The sequence below is a fragment of the Mangrovibacterium lignilyticum genome, assembly GCF_010882175.1.
GTDB classification, from domain to species: Bacteria; Bacteroidota; Bacteroidia; order Bacteroidales; family Prolixibacteraceae; genus Mangrovibacterium; species Mangrovibacterium lignilyticum.
On sequence record NZ_WKLH01000007.1, the window covers coordinates 1 to 19290 of the forward strand.

Below are 19290 nucleotides of genomic sequence, written 5' to 3' on the forward strand. Positions count from 1 at the left end.
GCATACAATGAGTGATTTTGATTCGTATTCTGAAAATGAGATTTTTATTCTGTCTGACGTAGATGGCGAAATCTTCATCCGTGAATTGGCAAATCCATCTTTGCCCAATGATGCTCTCTTGAGTGCAAAGGCAAACTACGACGAGTATGTTAGGTCTCTTTTGTAAGAAAAGAATGAGGCTGAGGTTCCTACTATCCCACAGTAGTTTTTGTGCTACGACGCTTAATTTCTCTGATTGTTTGTTCGGCTGATAGAGCCCTTTTTTGATCGCTCATAACAATTTATTTCTTTAAAGTTAATGAATTAAGCACTCATTAATTTCTTAGATAAATTGTCCCAATTCAGTTGAAGATATACATAAAATAGCCTTTAAAGGTATGCGTTCCCATGGCGGTCATAATTTCGATGAAAGAAACCCAAATTAATACGCAAAAGACAAGCAACTTCATGTTTACAAGTTAATACTTGAAGATGCTGTATTCAAGTATTTTGCATTGGTAGTCTGTTGTTTATTAGGGAATTAATTAAAGTTCGAGTTTCTTGACCTTTTAGTGAGACTCTTCTTTTTTGCAATATTTATTGGCGTCCTCATCTTGAACTGTTCAGGGTGGGGTGGCCTTATTGTGGCTGTTTGCTGGGAGCAATTCACCATTTCGTGTTCTCTTCTTGCGATTTGACAGCGATTCGTTGCCGATAGATGTAACGTTGATTCTTAACCGCATTTTTCTGATTTCAGCTGATTGAACGTTCGCAAAAACCATACGCAAGGTGCAACCTCAAAATTTGCACTGTTACACGATTGTAAGGATTTTCCCGGCATATACTCATCCCTCTCAATGCACTCCGTTACTCCAGTTGCTCCTTGCAATTGCATTTTGTGGTTGCTATACCAGCATATCATTTTTTTAACTTAAAATTCAATCATTATGAAAACGTTTAAGAAAAATTACATCGGTAAAGGAACTCAAGTTGAAAACTTCGACATCGTACGAATTTCGGTGAAGAAATCGGAGTTGGAAAAGTGCTCACACGAGTACGAAGGTGAAACTTACGTGACCTTCGAGGTTGCCCGGATGCAACAACCAGACAAATACGGTAAGACCCACACCTGTTACTACCAGTCCAGAGAAGAGGAACCGGATACTCCTAAAGAAACCTCCTCAAAAGGAAAACCCAAAAAGGAAAAAGCTTCCTGATAGAAAAGCCCGAAAGGGCTTTTTTTATTGAAAGTTGATAGAGGAGTAATAATAGGAATTCTACGTCGTTTACTAAATTGACAAGGATCAAATGGTAATCAGCCTGTTGTGAGACGTAATCGTCCATGGCAGGCTGCTTTGCTAATATGTAGAATAGCGGAAATGATTAACTAACTCAATTAAATTTCGCCCCTCCAATAATATTCCGATGTATAAGTCGTTCATGCTTTTGTTAAAAAACCGGTTGTCGATAAGCGAGTTTGTGCGGTTTTTTATTTCAAAAGCTGCATTCTACTTCATTATTTATCCTTTGTAATCGCTCGGTTTACAGTCGAATTGTTTTTTGAAACAAGTGGCGAAATAGGCTGGAGATGAGAAACCGATCATATCTGCTATTTCAGAGATTGTATAATCTCCGGTTAATAATAATTCGGCAGATCGGTTTAATTTATATTGATTAAAAAATGTGTTGGGTTTTTCTCCGGTTAGCGCTTTCATTTTGTGATAGAACTTCGTTCTACTCATATTCATTTTTTCCGCGATAACTGTGATATTGATTTCCTGGTTAGAGAGCTCATTTTCCAGTAGCTCATAAAGTTGACTCATAAATGCTTTGTCCCTTGGCGAAAGTATGTTTTCTTCTACCATGTTGGTGTCTGTTCTGCTGGTCAAAATTTGAGAAAGCAGCTTTTGGTTTTTTAACTGTGACTTCACCATCGCCTGGATGTATTCCGGTTCAAATGGTTTGGTAACATAGGCATTGGCCCCGGTTTCCAATCCTTCTATTTGTTCTTCCAGTAAGGTTTTCGCGGTAAGCAGAATAACCGGAATATGACAATAATTGATGTTAGCCTTGATTTCCCGGCAAAGCTCGTAGCCGGTCATACCCGGCATCAGTACATCGCTGATGATTAAGCTGGGTGAAATTTTATCGATGTTTTTCAGTGCACTTTCCCCATCATATTTGGTGAATACGTTATAATCTCTTCGTAGTAAGTTTTTAAGGAAGTAGGCAATCTCAACGTCATCATCAACGACGAGGATCGTGTCTTTGTCTTGACTGAACTGCTCATTATCAGGATTAAAGGTAGTGACTGCTTTTATATTCTCATTTTCATTGTCCTTTTGTGTATCAGTTGCTTCTGCTACCTCCGAGGCTGCGTAGGCATTTTTTGCGGTGGGAATAACAAAGCTAAATGTACTTCCTCCCTCTGTATTGTTAGATGCCTTGATTTCTCCATGGTGCAGGTTTAGCAGGCGTTTGGTGAAATACAAACCAATGCCTGTTCCCCAATTAATCGTTGCATTTTTTTGATCGTCAATTTGGTAATAACGCTGAAAAACTGACTCCAACTTATCTTCGGGGATTCCAATTCCGGTATCTTTGACCTCAACCAGTGCATAATAGTTTTCATAATTGGGATCCAGGTTTGGAAAATGTGATATTGCAGACTCCGCGGAAATTATATTCACGGAGACGGAAATTTCCCCATTTTCGTGGGTGAATTTCAGTGCGTTGGATAAGAGATTGGCAAGAACCTTTTCTAATTTATCGATATCAATAAACATGAAAAAGGATTCCTCCAAACCGGAATAATTCAGCTTAATCTGCTTTTCTTTTGCCGGAAGCTCAAAAATCTCCAGCGTATTTTTAACCTGGTAGGTTAGGTCGGCCCGCGTAACTTTTAATTTCAATGCATCGGCTTCGAGCTTGCTTAAATCCATTAACTGATTGACCAGACGAAGCATCCGCTTAATACTTCTTTGCACTAATTCTACCATGGATTTTTCTTCCGGGCGGAGACTGGAGCTCTTCGATAAGAGATTTACCGGCGCTTTTATAACTGATAACGGTGTCCTGAATTCATGCGAAATATTGGAGAAGAAACTCATATTCATTTGATTAATGAATGCCTCGTGTTCTTTTTCCTTTTTGGCAATGAGTGCGTTTGTTCTGTTAATGCGATTTTTTTCTTTTAGCTTGTAGATGTAGTAAACTATAAGAAGAACGATGAAACCATAAATGAACAAAGCCCCGATACTAAACCATGGTGGTCTGGAAATGATTAATCGTAAAGAAGTTTCAGATTCTGAAGAGGTATAATCGTTACTGGTTATCTTTAATTTAAAGTTATAGGTTCCTGGCTTTAGGTTTGAAAAATGGGCAACCCGGTTATTTTTGGCATCAATCCAGTCGGCATTGTATCCCTCGAGTTTATAGTAAAAACGGAGTCTCGAGTATTCACTTATATCCAATGCTGTATAGTGAATACTAATATTGTTTTCATTATGCTTTAGGCTTATTGACTTAGAAGCTTTGTTGTTGCTTGCGGTTTTGTAATAGTATTCGTTATTAATTTTTAAATCTTCAATAAGAAGCGAAATCTTTCGGTTGATGGAAATAGAAGATGGCTGGAAAATAGTAAAGCCATGTGTCCCCCCAAATATCAAAGATTTATCGGGTAGCATGGCCGAGCATTTTATATTGAACTGGTTCCCTCCTAATCCGTCGTAGCTGTAATAAGTGAATTGTTTGTTCGTGGCAGGGATGTAATGACTAAGACCATATGATGTTCCTACCCATAATTCATGTTTGTCATCCTCAATGATACTTGTGGCATTTCTGATCGGTGTTTTTTCTATCGTGTTGCTTCGTGGTACATACTTTAGCAAAGGACCATTCATTTGGCCGATCCAAATGTTTTGCTGGGAATCTTCGTAGAGCGTTGTTGGTTCAAATCTTGTCGTTTCGATCAAATTGTCCAGTGAGTAAATTTTGTTATTATTTTTTGGATCGATGATTTTAATCGGCTGGTTTGTTGCCGCTACCATAATTGTCCCGTCGCTTAATGCCAGGATTGAACTATTACTTTCGATATTGCGATCAAAAACCGGGAGCACAATAAGATCCACGGAAGTATTTTCAAACATGTATACACTCTCGCTTTCCGAACACACCCATACATTATGGCTATCATCGATGGTTAATTGGCAAAGCATTTTAGTAATTCCTCCAAAGTGAGTTTTTGTTCGAATTAATTGATCATTCCTGTTAATGCAATGAAGAAATTTACCGGGAGTTATCATCCATACGTTTTGATTGTCGATAACCAGGTCCCTGATCTTATCCTGAAAAAAAGGATCTTCTTTGAAAAATGTAGAGAGATCAACTCTTGAATCTATCTTCTTTGTAATTAGATTATAATTGAACAGCTCATCGCCATAGGTGCTAAACCAAATACTTTTGGAGCCATCAAGGGCTAATGTTTTTACAGAATTTCCTTTTACAATGGATTGTAAGTGCCGGTCATAATTAAACTGGTTTTTGTATTTATAGATGATATAATGGCCCTTTTCATGTGATCCAATCCACAGGTTATCGTTTGTATCCAAAAATAAAGTCGTAATGTTACAATCAGGTACCTCAAACGGGAATTCATAATCATTTTGAAAAAGTATTCGGTTGTTTTCTTTGTCGAAAAGAAACAGACCATTTTTGTGCGTGATAAACAATAGTTGTGTTTCCGAATATTCAAATACTTCCGTCACAAGGGCTTTGGACAATACCGGGTGCTTTAAAATTGTCTCAGGAACGGCCAGCTCTTCCATTGACCTTGTATCGAATCGTTTTAGTCCACCAGTTCCGTGCATGGTCCAGAGATCGCCGCCCTTTAAAAGACTGCTGTAGATTAAATAGGGAATTTTTTCAGGTTTAAATGTTTTTAAAAGTTTATATTCGGGTTCATTGTAGCATTTAATGTTGAACCGGGATACTAGCCAAATTCGATTATACCCATCCGCAAAACACCTGTTTTGAGTTGAATATTCATCGAAATCAATCAGATGGTAAAATGTGTTTTGAACACTGTCATATTTGTAAATAGCATTTCCTAAGTTGGCATAAACAGTTCCCCGTGGGGACTCCAGAATTTGAAATACCGTTTTAAAGTTATTATCGATAATTGTGTTATTGAATTGCTCTTTTTCGCGATCGTAAATGCAGATCCCTTCTTTTGTCCCAACCCAAAGCTTGTTTTCGTGATCGATCAATAGACTCTGGATGCTGTTATTGCATATGGAGTGTTGGTTCCCCTCGTTATAGAAGTATTGATAATACTCGTAACTGTTATACCTGTTTAATCCCCTGTCGGTACCAAGCCAGATATACCCGTTAGCATCCTGTGCCATACAATTGATCTGTTGATTTGAGATTTCATTGGATATTTGAAACAAATCACTCCTAATAGGTAGCTTATGTTTACTACTGCCGTTCGTACAAGATATTGAAACGACGAAAAAAGCCAGGTAGGTCAATACGATTTTAGTGATATTGCAGGTCCGCATAGTCAGGTTTGTTGCTTCGTCAAATTTAAATGATTTTAACTCGAATTTTAAGTCTACGTAACCAAAACGTTGAATTAGAACAATTTTAAAGAAAAATGAACAAATCTGAAGGTTATGTGATCAAAAATGAAGGTGTTCCACCTGCATTCGAAAGTCTCCCGGATGTCAGCAGTGTAGATTTGTAATCAGAACTTTTGTTCTACCGCTAGATCAAGATTTAAAACTTAAACTGAATTGAAATGAAAAGACAAAAAATCTACACAAGTATTTTATTATGCTTTTGTCTGTTTTCAGTGTTTAATGTCTCAGCCCAGAAAGCTGATACTGAAAAAGCGAAAGCAGATTCTATTGCCACTACTGACTCTAAAAAGGAGGAAAAAGGTCGAAATGTTATGCTGAATGCAGCTTCTAACAGTGGCCCAAGAGAAATTAATATTGGATTACCAGGTTTAGCAACTGGAATGGCAATACGCGAAAACGGGGTCCCGGTGTCATGGACCTGGCCCGAAATGCCTATATATTGTTGGAGGTCCGGAGTTGGAAATGGTAAAGTACGTTTACTTAGTATTGCAGAAAGGGCGTTGACAATCGGACAATTTGGCTATGCTGTAAGCGCAGATTCCAGGATCGGTGGAGATCAATTAGATATTAGAGGTTCTGTGTCCGGTGGTAGTTTCGGTTGGTTACAAACTGATTTGGCTGTTTCGGCTCCGATTGCCAAAAATTGGTCTTTTGTTGCAGGGGTGTTTTCTGATACTGATCCGGGATCGACAAAATTGGCATTTGCGAAAGCAAGCAATTCAGCGGAGGTATACAGATTGGGATTGACAAAGAGATTTAATAACAACAAAGGTAAAATTAGTTTCTTGTATAAAAGATCAAAGGCCCATTGGTTATCTGAAATGGCTGTTTCAAGATTTAAAGGTAACGGAGAAGTTGAAGAAATTGATGGCTTAAGAATGGGGCGGGACTCTTATACTCTGAATACCGGAAGAATCAGATTGCTAGATGCAAAATCAGGTGAGTATTATTTTACAAATTTTGGAAGTCATGATGATGAAAATACATCCAGTGCATTCTATGTATTTGGAGACCTTAATTTGAAGAATAATTGGAAATTGGATTATACGTTGAATTATCGTCGTTCAGTGACTGCCACTTCTTTTGTGGCGTATACAGGAGTTAAAAATACTACCTCTGCCGTAACTTACATGGATGGTTCTGCTTATGAAGGAGAAAAATATCAGATTGTGTTGGCACAAAATGATAATAATACACCGCAAACGAGTTTTCAGGGAAGGTTTGAGCTAAGTAAACAAGGAACAAACCATGCCCCCAGAATTGGATTAATGAGTAATTATTACAAAAGAGATAAATATGTGGCTAACAGGTCGTTTTTTGCACAGGAAATTGCAGCTCAACCTCGCCAGTTATTAATCAACGGGCAATCTGATGAATACGGATTTTGGGGGTACAATGCTATTGCCGAGTATAATGATGGGTATGAACATCAAACAACGCTATATTTTATCGATGATTTTAAAGTTACACCCAATTTGAATGTAAGTTACGGTGCAAATGTGAGGTACCAGAAAATTAATGGAAATCATGCAACAAACAGGGGGCTAAACTGGACATTAGCCAATGCCGATATTGCGGATTTTGATTACGACTTTTTTAATTATACTGCAAATATTGATGCATCATACAACATAACCAAGTATGCCGGTTTGACTGGTCAGTTTTTGTATAATACAGAAAATGGACAATTAAAGGATTTTTCGCTTGCACAACTACCAAGAATAGACACCAAAGTCAAAACGCCATTCTTTAAAATAGGGGTATTTGTTAATCATCCAAAAATCAGCTTAGTATCAGCATATACTCGTGTCGTTAAGAATAACTTCAATAAGAATTTGAACCTGACAAATCCATTGGATCGGAATCAAACTGAATCACAAAAGGTTTTTTATGATATCAAAACAAGTGCCTGGGTTAATGATATTATTGCAAAACCATTTAAAGGATTTAATGTGCACTATAATTTAACAATCCAAAACCCTATTTACGATAACTTTGAGTTTACTGCATTTGGTAAGGATTATGACTATAGTGGAAATAATGTAACGCAAATTTCAAAAGTGTTAATGGAAATTGACCCTAGTTATACATTCGCAAAAAATAAGGTGACTGTTTGGGCAAGTGCCAGATATTTTAGTAAACAATATGCCAGCATTACAAACGCACTGTTCTTTAAAGGATGGTGGGAAACATTTGGTGGAGTAAACTACAGAATGAATAAGAATGTGGCATTGGATGTTAAGGTTGTTAACCTGCTTAACCAACGTGGTGTTAAAAACGAAATTTCTGGATCTGAATTAGATACCGATGAGTCTTACTATGTTGGAAACTATATCGTTAGTAGTTTTATCCGACCATTTACAGTTGAAGCAAGTTTGAAATTCAATTTTTAACTGTATTAATCTGAGTTTCTCTAAATCTCACAATGGGTTTCGGAAGCTTTCAATCGATAACCTGAATTAGAGGTTCACCGTCAGACATAATTTTAAAAAATATCGAGACAAAAATGATGAGTGCCATATATGGGTATTTAATTGAAGTAATATGTGTAATTGCCAATAAGTTATAAATCTAAATCTGTTAAAAATGAAAAATTTGAAATTTAAAATCTCAAGGGTTGCGTTAATACCTATACTATCAAGTTTCTTGTTACTGTTTTCCTGTCAAAGTAAAGGGGGCGAACATAAATCAGAGGAGCCGTCAAAACGGCCTAATATCCTTTTCATAATATCTGATGACCATGCTTACCAGGCAATCAGTGCCTACGGTGGCCGGTTGGCCGAAGTTGCACCGACACCAAACATTGATAGAATTGCCAACGATGGGGTACGTTTTAATCATTGCCTGGTAACCAATTCAATTTGTGGCCCATCGAGAGCGGCTATTTTTACAGGAAAGTACAGCCATAAAAATGGATTTATCGACAATACTTTCGGTTCTAAATTTGATTTTAATCAGCAAACTTTTGGGGAATTGCTTCAACAAGCCGGTTATAATACGGGAGTACTAGGTAAACTACATTTAGGACAAACTCCTACAAAAGGTTTTGACTATGTTGATATACTTCCGGGACAAGGTTCTTACTATAATCCTATGTTCATTAATAAAAAAGGTCAGTATACCCTGGAAGGTTATGCAACAGAAATCATTACGGATAAAGCGATCAGCTTTATGGATTCGGTTAAAAATGATGACAAACCTTTTATGTTATTTCTGGGGCATAAGTCACCTCACCGTCCTTGGCAACCAGGGCCTAATGAATTAGGAATGTATGAAAATGTAACTATCCCAGAACCAGCAACTTTATTTGATGATTATTCTGGAAACAGAGAAGTTGCCGGAATGAATTACATGAGTATCTCAGACGCCATGAAGATGGAACAGGACTGTAAAATTACAGATAAACCACAAGCTGGTTTTAACAAAGAGCAACAAACTGCTTGGGATGAAGTATATGGTCCTATTAATGAGGAGTTTAAGAAAGATAATCCACAGGGCGATGATTTAACCAGATTCAAATATCAAAGATATATGAGAGACTATTTGGCATGTATTGCAGGAGTTGATAAAGGAGTTGGTAAAGTGTTAGATTATTTAAAAGAGTCAGGATTAGATAAAAATACAATTGTAATTTATACTTCTGATCAGGGATTTTATTTAGGAGAACATGGTTGGTTTGATAAAAGATGGATGTATAAAGAGTCTTTACGAACACCTTTATTAGTTAAGTGGGATGGTGTTGTTAAGCCAGGAACTGTCGATGATAAAGATTTGGTTTCAAACCTGGATTTTGCGGAAACGTTCTTAGATCTGGCCGGAGCACCAGTGCCTTCAGATATGCAAGGAGCAAGTCTTGTACCTATTTTGGAAGGTCATACACCTGAAGATTGGAGAACAGCGCACTACTATCATTATTACGAGCATCCCTCAGAGCACGATGTTAGACGTCACTATGGTATCACCACCGCTAAATATAAGTTGATCCATTTCTACTACGACCTGGATAAATGGGAACTGTACGATCTGGAAAAAGATCCAAATGAAATGAAAAACATTTATGGAGATCCGGCTTACGCCGACGTTCAAGCTGACCTTTATAAACAGTTGGAAGCGTTAAGAGTAAAGTATGAAGACAATGATTCATTGAATGAGAAATTTATTGAAGAATACAAAGAGAAAGTTAAAACGAATCCACTTGTTGAGTACTGGAAACTTCCTCAAGATGAGATGATGAGATTGTACAAGGAGTATTTGAAGACTCAGAAGTAATGAATTTCAAATTGAGAAGTAAGATTTATAAGAGTTAATGAAATCGACGATAAAATGACCAATGATTTTGTTCTCCGATTTTGTTAAGGGCAAGTAAATCAAAAAGAAGCAAATAGTTTTTTTCATAAGAATTGGTGATTGAACTTGTGCTGGTGGGAAGTAATAAGGTGAAGCTTCCCCCGGCATAAGCTACCAATTTTATGAAAAAAGAAGTAATCAATAGAAAACCATAGCATGAAACAAACATTTAAACAATTAAGCAACAATATATCTATACCAATTTTATTGATGTTGGTACTTAGCTTATTTTCTTGTTCTACTACCAAACAAGGTCAGGAAGATAAAAAAGTCGAGAAGATCATATCAAAGATGACTTTAAAACAAAAGGCGGAATTATTAATCGGGACCGGCTTTGATATGAAACTTCCCGATTCGATAGCCGCGCAGTATGGATTTCTTTCAGCAGAATACGGAGATTCGGACTACGATAAAATGGTAGAACATGTAAGAACTTATTTACCGGGTGCAGCTGGTTTTACGGCTGAATTCCCTTCTCTTGGAATTACTTCACAGGTTTTGTCTGATGGTCCGGCCGGATTACGGATTAAGCCTAAACGTGAAAACGATTCAAACACCTATTATTGCACGGCTTTCCCGATTGCAACGGTATTAGCGTCCAGCTGGGATACCGACCTGGTTTATAAAGTCGGAAAAGCAATGGGAAATGAAGTGCTGGAATACGGCTCAGATGTGCTGCTTGCTCCAGGCATGAATATTCAACGTGATCCGCTTTGTGGACGTAATTTTGAGTACTATTCAGAAGATCCCTTAGTGACAGGGAAAATTGCTGCTGCTATGGTCAATGGGATACAGTCAAACGGTGTCGGAACATCAGTAAAACATTTCGTAGCTAATAACCAGGAAACAAATCGTTTGTCAGTAAATACGATTGTAAGTGAAAGAGCCTTGCGGGAAATCTATCTTAAAGGTTTTGAAATTGCAGTCAAGGAAGCGCAACCCTGGACCGTGATGTCATCCTATAACATGTTAAATGGAGTTTATACCTCAGAGTGTGAAGATCTTTTAACAAAGATTTTGCGTAACGATTGGGGCTTTGAAGGCTACGTCATGACCGACTGGGGTGGCGGAAGTGACGTGGTGGCTCAAATGAAAGCCGGAAATGATTTGATTATGCCTGGAATCGGAGATCAGATTAAAAAACTGATCAATTCGGTGAAAGAAGGTACGTTGGACGAAGCCGTTTTAGACCGGAACTTGTCGCGAATCCTGACAATCATGATGAAAACACCGGGTTACAAAGGCATTAAGGCGACCAATAATCCTGACCTAAAAGCCCATGCACAAGTGACACGCCAAGCTGCAAGCGATGGAATGGTTCTGCTGGAAAATAAAGCACAGGCATTGCCAATTGCTATGTATGTGAAGAAAATTGCGGCCTTTGGAAATACATCGTATGAATTTATAGCCGGAGGAACGGGTAGTGGTGACGTGAATGAAGCGTATACTGTGTCGTTAACCGAAGGATTGGACAATGGTGGTTTTGAAACAGATGCTCAACTGGAGACCGTTTATAAAAAGTATATCAAAGAAGAACGGGCTAAAGCCAAGAAGTCTGACAACTGGATTACTTCAATACTGGGCGCTAAACTGCCTGTTGACGAGATGAAAGTTTCGCAAACCTTAGCCCGGAAGATGGCAATAGAGAATGATTGTGCTTTAATTACCATTGGAAGAAATTCTGGTGAAGGCGGAGATCGGAAAGCCATTCCCGGAGATTTCTATTTGACGGATATTGAGAAAGACTTAATTGAGGAAGTTTCTAAAGCTTTCCATGCAGAAGGTAAAAAGGCCATAGTGATTTTGAATATTGGAGGTGTGATTGAAACAGCAAGTTGGAAAGATATTCCGGATGCGGTATTACTAGCCTGGCAACCTGGTCAGGAGGGTGGAAATTCCGTTGTTGATGTTTTATCCGGTAAGGTAAATCCATCTGGAAAATTGGCCGTTTCATTTCCAATTTCATATGATGATGCCCCAACAGCAAAAACCTTTCCGGGCGTAGCGGTTGAATCAGATGAGGTAGATGATGCTGCAGACCTTTCCGGATTCTCGTTTTCGAAACGTGTTCCATGGGAAGTTGTGTACCAAGAGGATATTTATGTCGGTTACCGTTACTACAATACCTTCAGAGTACCTGTATCCTACGAATTTGGTTATGGTCTGTCTTACACGGATTTTGAATACAGTAACCTGAAACTAGTTTCGAATCAGTTTGATGGAAAACTGACAGCTTCTGTTGAAATTACCAACAAAGGAGCTATGGCCGGTCGGGAAGTCGTTCAGGTTTACGCCAGTGCTCCTTCCGGAAAGATTGATAAGCCGGAGGAAGAGTTAGTGGCTTTTGGAAAAACAAAGCTCCTCCTACCAGGTGAAAAAGAAGTGTTGACTTTTGAAATCACCACAAAAGATTTGGCTTCATTTGCTGAGGATAGATCTTCTTGGGTTGCTGAAGCCGGGACATACACATTGAAAATAGGGGCGTCGTCCAAACGCATAAAGAAAGAAGCCACATTTGAACTGTCGAACGAGTTTATTGCCAGTACTGTTTCAAAGGCATTAACTCCTGATCGAAATATTGAAAAATTTAAGCCTAAATCAAATTAATACCGATGTTTTAAGGGCGATAGGGAACTTCCTACGATTCCTAATCGTTTAGGTAGTTCCCTGACCCCATTTTCCCTTGAATGATAAGATTGAATTTCTGAAATTTACACTGTCTTTTTCTATTAAATATTAAAATGTAAAAAGTAATGGACAAGTTAAAAAAGATAGTTGGGCTATGCTTGGTCGTTATCATCATCGCGTCATGCAATACAAAGTCAAAAAGTAAATTGGAGCAGCCTGGTGTTGTGTCCGAGTCCATGCAGAAAGAAAACATACAATTTGACAAAGCAAAGATCTTTCAAGCTGCACTTGATGGAAATATTCAAGTTGTGCAGGACGCTTTGGAGAATGGGTTTGATCCCAATACAGTGGATGAAAATACAAGAACAGCTTTAATGCTGGCTGCATACAATGGACATACTGCGATTGTGCAACTGTTGATTGATCGGGAAGCAGACGTAAATTTTGCGGACGAGATTCAAAGAACAGCGTTGATGTATGCTTCAAGCGGCCCTTTTGTAAATACCGTTTTAGCTTTGTTACATGCCGGAGCAAAACCCAATCTGACAGAGAAAGAACAAAATTGGACTGCGGCTATGATGGCTGCTGCTGAAGGTCAGCTGGAAGTTTTGAAAACACTTGTTGCTTTTGGAGCCGATCTTAGTCTGGTTGATGTTGACGGAGAATCATCATTGGATTTTGCCGACTCTAAAGGGTATTCAGATGTTTCTGAGTATATTAAAAATCAAATAGGAAGATAGGAAGCTTGCAAATAGGTAAAGTTCAATTAGACTCTCTTTGCCTAAGAGTCCTAAATTGTGCCCGATAGGCGATCTGTACCAATGAAGATAGTTTGCTTCGCAGTCCATAGTAAGCTGCTTTACTTTAAGATGAATTGAGGTAGATTTTGGTTTATGTGAGTAGCCTCAATCTACTAATAACAAAATGGCTGAGTGGCTTTTTGAAACTGAAGCATATTTGGGGTACTGGCTATAAAATTCTTAAGCGATCGTTCGGTTGTAGTCGTTTGGTCAATGTCAATGAATAAGGTGAAGGCATTCAAAATATGCCTTCACCTTACTTGTTTTTAGTCTGCCTTTTTCCGTTCAAAAAGCTAGACTCGATCACAATGGCTCCATCTCTAAGACTCGCAAATATGCCGCTTGTAGCCGCGATAGTGGGTTTTCCTCAGTTGATTGGATGGAAACTTTTCCATTTGAAAACAGTCATACATCAGTCGATGAAAATAAGAGGACGTTGGCAAGGACACTTGGTGATTTCTACTTCATATCGGAGTGATCTTTGAAGTTTGTTTAAGCTATGCTGATTATCTAATTAGTCCCCATGAATGTTAGATGATTTGCGTCTTTCTGGTTAGAAAGGTAATAGATCTAAATTCCAGATTTATCAGGTTCATTTTTGTCGAACTTATTCCTGACTTGAAATGAATATAAAACCTCCTTCTACATGAATATTATCAATTTTTTAATACTGGAGTAGGGGAAGTTTATTTCTCAGCCGTCTAAATAATTGAATTGTTGAGATAGAACTCAATGAATTGACAAGAAAAAGCGTCGACAATGTATAATGAAAGTAATCTACTGGAATCTTTGGCTAAAGGCGATAGACAGGCCTACAACTTGCTTTATTTAATGTATGCACCGAAAGTAGAAGTTTTTGTCGAGAAGTTAGTGAAGAACAAAGAAACAGCTGAGGATATTACCCATAATGTTTTTCTTCAGGTGTGGGAGAAAAAGGACATTATATCAAAGGTTAATTCATTTAATCAGTATGTTTTTAAGATGGCTAGGAATTCAGTATTTGACTTATTCGATCATAATTTAATAAAAAGGAGGTATAAGAAGGCAATTGAGAGTAAAGGAAGTTTGGCAGTTCTAAGAACGGAGTCTGAAGAGGAGATCCATACAAAAGATCTGTCGATGTTAATTGATTTGACTATTAACCGAATGCCTCCGAAAAGGAAGATTGTGTTTTTGATGAGCCGCAAAGAAGGTTTATCGCACAAAGAAATAGCCGAAAAACTAAACATAAGTACAAAAACAGTCGAAAATCATTTAGCCCAAGCACGAGAAGAGATTCGTAGAGTTATATCCTGAATCGTTTGATTCCGAAGATTGAAGTTTGTTGTCTAGTATCAATTTTAGGGCGGTTTACGAAATTTGGATAAGAAGAAAATATATCAGAAATGGCAGAAGAGAAAATAATAGAGAATATTGTGAATGAGTTTCTGGATCACGAATACCCAAAGGAGATTCAACTTGAATTTCAGGAGTGGATTTTGAATTCTCAAAACAGAAAGGAGAAGGATGAAGCTCTGATGAAATATGCGGCAGGTTTAAGACCGGAGTTTGACCATCAGATATTTAGCCAAAAGTTGGAAAAGGTAAACGCGACTATTGACAAGAAAAAAAATCGAGATAACAAACGCTTATTTATTTGGTTTTCAAACATTGCCGCTGCGTGCATGTTGTTGGTTGTCACCACTTACTTCCTAACTGTTAAATATGCTACAGTAGCAAACAATCAAGTTTTTATAACCTCTTCTCATTCCAAAGGTGAGTTTCAGTTGCCGGATGGATCAAAAGTAATATTGAATGCATCCAGTCGTTTGGAGGTGCCAGCTGATTTTAGTGATAAGAATAGACACGTACAGCTTGATGGTGAAGGATATTTCAATATCAAAAAAGATCCTGATCATGCGTTTATGATTGCTTCAGAGCGTGTTGATATTAGAGTGTTAGGGACAATTTTTAACGTGAAATCCTATTCGTCGCGTGAATATGCTGAGGTGGTTTTAGAGCGTGGACTGGTTGAAATTACAGGGAAAAGTATATCCAAGCCAATCAGAATGGTACCTGGAGAAAGGTTAGTCGTCGATAAATCAGTTGAGCTAGACGAAGTTTTTGTTGACAATTATACCAGCTGGACTGGTAAACAATTGCTCATTGATAATCTGCCTCTAAAAGATATTCTTATAAACCTTGAGCACTGGTATAACGTGGAATTCGAAGCAACAGGCAAATTTGATCCGAGTCCCCGCCTAACATTTATGGTACATAATGAAAGCCTGGATAAAGTATTAGAGCAGATTGCCATGCTAACTCCATTTAAGTACAAGGTTTCTGACAATGTTGTTTACTATTATTCAGAATAGAAAATCTAAATGTAGAAAAATCCAAATTATACGCCTATGAGCACAGTCTTTATAAGTCATTAACCTAACCATTCCATTTGAATAATTTAATAGTATTTAAACTATGAAGCTAAAACCTAATTTAATCTTTATGAAAAAAAACGTTTCATTCGAGGCTTTTAAGGCTAAGAAACCGGGGAGGATTTTATTTCTATTATTCATCTGTACCATACTCTCTTTAAACGTTATGGCACAGGAAATAAAGAGTGTAACAATAGATAATGATAATATATCTATAAAAGATCTACTTCGGGAAGTAGAGAGGCAAAGTGGTTGTGCGTTTTTTTATAACAACAGTGACATCGATGTCAACAAGAAAGTGTCTGTTAAGGCGAGTAACCAGTCTGTCGAAGACCTGCTAAGAGAAATTTTACCTGATGATTTAACCTTTAAAGTAAATGGTAAAATATTTACGATTTTAAAGAGGGGAGATGGCGCAAAACAGGAGAACCTTTCAAAGAATATCTCGGTTATAGGAACGATCACTGATGTTGGTGGAGAGCCGCTACCAGGTGCGACGATTATATTAGAAGGAACGACAATAGGGACAATCTCTGACGCCAATGGAAAGTTTAATTTAAGCAATATTCCAGGTGCAGGACGATTATTGGTAAAGTTCATCGGGTATAATGATCAGTTGTTTTTGGTAGAAGGTCGAACAGAAATAAATATAGTTCTAGATGAAGAAATTAACGAGCTAGATGAAGTTGTTGCTATTGGATATGGTACACAAAAGAAAAGTAATGTTACCGGAGCTATTGCATCGGTAAAAGCCGAAGCATTAGAAAACCGCTCTACAGGTGATGTTGGACGCGCGATACAAGGTAAAGTTGCTGGAGTTCAGATTATGGCATTAAGTGGAGCGCCCGGATCAAGTACGAGCTTTCGAATCAGGGGATATTCAAGTAATGGTTTATCGAATCCTTTGTTTATTGTCGATGGATTAAAAGTAGATAATATTGATTTCCTTGATCCTGAGAATATCGGATCTATTGAGATATTAAAAGATGCTGCCTCGGGTGCTATATACGGTACAGAGGCAGGTAACGGAGTTGTACTTATAACAACTAAAACGGGTAAACGAGGAACGAGTCGCGTTTTTTACAATACGCAGTTTGGCATTCAATCGATGACAAACAAGGTTGACATGATGGATGCGGATGAATTTAAACAGTTTTGGTCAGATGCAGGTGTTTCTCAGGGGGCTTTTCAAAACGCTAATACCGATTGGCAGGAAGAAGTTTTTGAAAATGGAGAAACACAAAGCCATATAATTGGATTTGAAGGAGGTAACGATAAGGGTTTGTTCTTTGCATCTGTTAAATACAGCAAAAACGACGGAATGGTCGTTGGTGATAAAGATGTAAACAAACGTTACATCGGACAGATTAACGCTTCATACAAAATAAATGATTGGATAAAGGTTGGAACAACAAATTCCATTGATCACAGCACTACTACATCCATATCTCAAAACGCCTATAATTCTGTTAATAGTGTAATCGGAAGTGCTTACTTCTTCGATCCGACTGTCCCCAAATTCTATGAAAATGATGCCGACGCTCCTACCGAAAACGGCTACAACTTATTGGAAGCAGAAGCTGCGGGTTATAATGTTCTTCGGAATGAACAGAATCAACTTTACGGTACTTCCCGGTTTATTATAGAACCACAGAATCCGTTGGGAATGATACATAATTCCGATAATTTGAGGCGTAATTCGTCGTTAGGCGGTACACTTTATGCCGAACTAACTCCTTTCGAAAATTTCTCTTTTACTTCAAGGTTGGGGTATGGATTGGGATCTACTCATACAAAAACATACAGGGAGCCTTACTGGTGGAGTGCAACCAAATATCTTATAAATCCGGCACTCAACGAGGCTATGTATCAGTCCACTTATTATCAATGGGAAAATTTTGCGAATTACAGTTTCTCAAGAGGCAATAGCGAATTCACTGCCATGGCTGGTATGCAGTATACTCAGAATCTTATGGAATACATGTCTGCAAGTACGGATGAATTAATTAGTGCTTTGCCTAATTTTCATAACTTAAATAGTTCATTTGCAGATGCAAATGATGCTATTGGCGGAAGTTCCGATAAGACCAGCAATATTTCTTATTTCGGGCGACTTGGATGGAGTTATGCCGATCGATATATTCTTCAGGCAAACTTCCGTGCGGATGCTTATGATGCTTCAAGACTTTCGAAATCTAATCGGTGGGGGTATTTCCCCTCTGTGTCTGCCGGTTGGGTGGTGTCGAATGAAAGTTTTATGCAGGAAAAGAACCAAGATATACTTTCATATTTTAAAATTCGCGGTTCATGGGGGATAAACGGTAATGTTAATTCATTAAGTAATTACAGGTACACAACCTATGTGACGTTAGCAAGTGATTACTATAATTTCAATAATGGGCTTATTGCCGGATCAGCTCCATCGGATGTACTTCCGAATGAGGATTTAACTTGGGAAGAGTCTGAACAGTATGACGTTGGTGCAGATGTTCGATTCTTTAGCGATCGTTTGTCCTTTTCCTTCGATTATTACAATAAAATAACGACTAATTTACTTACTGAGATGACGGCTCCGGCAGTTTCGGGAACTTCAAGCCAGTGGGTAAACCTTGGTAAAATAAAAAACTCGGGTTTGGAATTTGAACTCGAATGGAAAGATCGGGTTGGTCAATTTAGCTATGGAATACAAGGAAATATTTCCACACTTCATAATGAGGTTTTGGAAAGTCCATATGAAGAAGGTCGTTATCCTGGAGGTGGTGGATTCTTCACTGAGGCGACCTACTTTGAGGTGGGTTATCCGATATGGTACCTCCGAACAAACATTATTGACCATATAGACTATTTGACAGGTCAGCCCGTGTATAAAACAGCCGAGCAACTTGGAACTGATGATGGAAAAGATTATGTAGGTTCTAGTATTCCAGACTATACATACGGAGTTACGTTAACAGCTGATTATAAGAACTTCGATTTGAAAGTATTTGGTTCTGGTGTTCAGGGATCAGAACTGTTTTGGGCCATTGCACGTTTGGATCAACCCAAAGGTAATTTACCAACCGCTATTACTGAGGATCACTGGTCGATGGATAACATTGACGGAGTACATCCCGCGCCAAGCTTATGGAACAATACTACGAGCTTATTTTATTACGGCTCATCTAATGATTTTGTATTTAATTCATCATATTTTAAAATTAAGCAGATACAACTGGGGTATACGTTCCCTAGGAAGTTGATCTCCAAACTAAAGATGTCTTCATTAAGAGCTTATGTCTCACTGGATAACTTCTTCACGTTTACGAAATACCCAGGTAACGATCCTGAAGTTATGTCAGGGCTCTCAAAAGGAGACGAACCAAGAAGTTCGAACGGTATGTCTCAAGGTGGAGGAATGGGAGTTGACAGGGTACGCTATCCTGCAATGAAACAAGTATTATTTGGTGTTAATGTATCATTCTAATTTTAAGGTATTACTAC

General features: G+C 38.1%; 9 protein-coding genes. 8 read left to right on the forward strand and 1 reads right to left on the reverse strand.

Going from position 1 to position 19290, the window contains the following annotated elements:
- Positions 1-926: 926 nt before the first annotated feature.
- Entirely contained in the window at positions 927-1196 is a 270-nt protein-coding gene (locus tag GJV22_RS21240) for a hypothetical protein (protein ID WP_205461993.1), read from the forward strand.
- A gap of 303 nt (positions 1197-1499) precedes the next feature.
- Here GJV22_RS21240 and GJV22_RS21245 read toward each other — a convergent pair whose 3' ends face one another.
- The gene (locus GJV22_RS21245) at positions 1500-5540 is read right to left on the reverse strand and encodes a two-component regulator propeller domain-containing protein (RefSeq protein WP_394367557.1); all 4041 of its coding nucleotides are present in this window, start codon (positions 5538-5540) and stop codon (positions 1500-1502) included.
- Positions 5541-5779: 239 nt separating this feature from the next.
- On the opposite strand from GJV22_RS21245, the gene GJV22_RS21250 reads away from it, so the two are divergent.
- From GJV22_RS21250 to GJV22_RS21280, 7 genes are all read left to right on the forward strand, one after another.
- A complete protein-coding gene (locus GJV22_RS21250) occupies positions 5780-8014 on the forward strand; it encodes a TonB-dependent receptor (RefSeq protein ID WP_163718489.1) in 2235 nt (744 codons plus the stop codon).
- A gap of 193 nt (positions 8015-8207) precedes the next feature.
- On the forward strand, positions 8208-9890 hold the full coding sequence (locus GJV22_RS21255; RefSeq protein WP_163718491.1) for a sulfatase family protein: 1683 nt from the start codon (positions 8208-8210) through the stop codon (positions 9888-9890).
- 234 nt (positions 9891-10124) lie between these two features.
- Positions 10125-12575, forward strand: a complete 2451-nt coding sequence (locus tag GJV22_RS21260) for a glycoside hydrolase family 3 N-terminal domain-containing protein (RefSeq protein WP_238480373.1) — start codon at positions 10125-10127, stop codon at positions 12573-12575.
- Positions 12576-12721: 146 nt separating this feature from the next.
- Complete coding sequence (locus GJV22_RS21265; RefSeq protein ID WP_163718493.1) at positions 12722-13336, forward strand: ankyrin repeat domain-containing protein; 615 nt, start codon at positions 12722-12724, stop codon at positions 13334-13336.
- An 819-nt stretch (positions 13337-14155) separates the two neighbouring features.
- Positions 14156-14692 (forward strand): RNA polymerase sigma-70 factor, encoded by a 537-nt coding sequence (locus GJV22_RS21270; RefSeq protein ID WP_163718494.1) that lies wholly within the window; start codon positions 14156-14158, stop codon positions 14690-14692.
- 89 nt (positions 14693-14781) lie between these two features.
- Positions 14782-15750 carry a FecR family protein gene (locus tag GJV22_RS21275; protein WP_163718497.1) on the forward strand — a complete coding sequence of 323 codons (969 nt, stop codon included), beginning with the start codon at positions 14782-14784 and terminating at the stop codon, positions 15748-15750.
- A 103-nt stretch (positions 15751-15853) separates the two neighbouring features.
- Positions 15854-19273, forward strand: coding sequence for a TonB-dependent receptor (locus GJV22_RS21280; protein WP_205461994.1), 3420 nt, complete (start codon positions 15854-15856; stop codon positions 19271-19273).
- The last annotated feature ends 17 nt before the right edge of the window (positions 19274-19290 follow it).

Coding starts and splice junctions, on each gene's coding strand:
- GJV22_RS21240 (WP_205461993.1), top strand. CDS start 927: ATGAAAACGTTTAAGAAAAATTACATCGGTAAAGGAACTCAAGTTGAA.
- GJV22_RS21245 (WP_394367557.1), bottom strand. CDS start 5,540: ATGCGGACCTGCAATATCACTAAAATCGTATTGACCTACCTGGCTTTT.
- GJV22_RS21250 (WP_163718489.1), top strand. CDS start 5,780: ATGAAAAGACAAAAAATCTACACAAGTATTTTATTATGCTTTTGTCTG.
- GJV22_RS21255 (WP_163718491.1), top strand. CDS start 8,208: ATGAAAAATTTGAAATTTAAAATCTCAAGGGTTGCGTTAATACCTATA.
- GJV22_RS21260 (WP_238480373.1), top strand. CDS start 10,125: ATGAAACAAACATTTAAACAATTAAGCAACAATATATCTATACCAATT.
- GJV22_RS21265 (WP_163718493.1), top strand. CDS start 12,722: ATGGACAAGTTAAAAAAGATAGTTGGGCTATGCTTGGTCGTTATCATC.
- GJV22_RS21270 (WP_163718494.1), top strand. CDS start 14,156: ATGTATAATGAAAGTAATCTACTGGAATCTTTGGCTAAAGGCGATAGA.
- GJV22_RS21275 (WP_163718497.1), top strand. CDS start 14,782: ATGGCAGAAGAGAAAATAATAGAGAATATTGTGAATGAGTTTCTGGAT.
- GJV22_RS21280 (WP_205461994.1), top strand. CDS start 15,854: ATGAAGCTAAAACCTAATTTAATCTTTATGAAAAAAAACGTTTCATTC.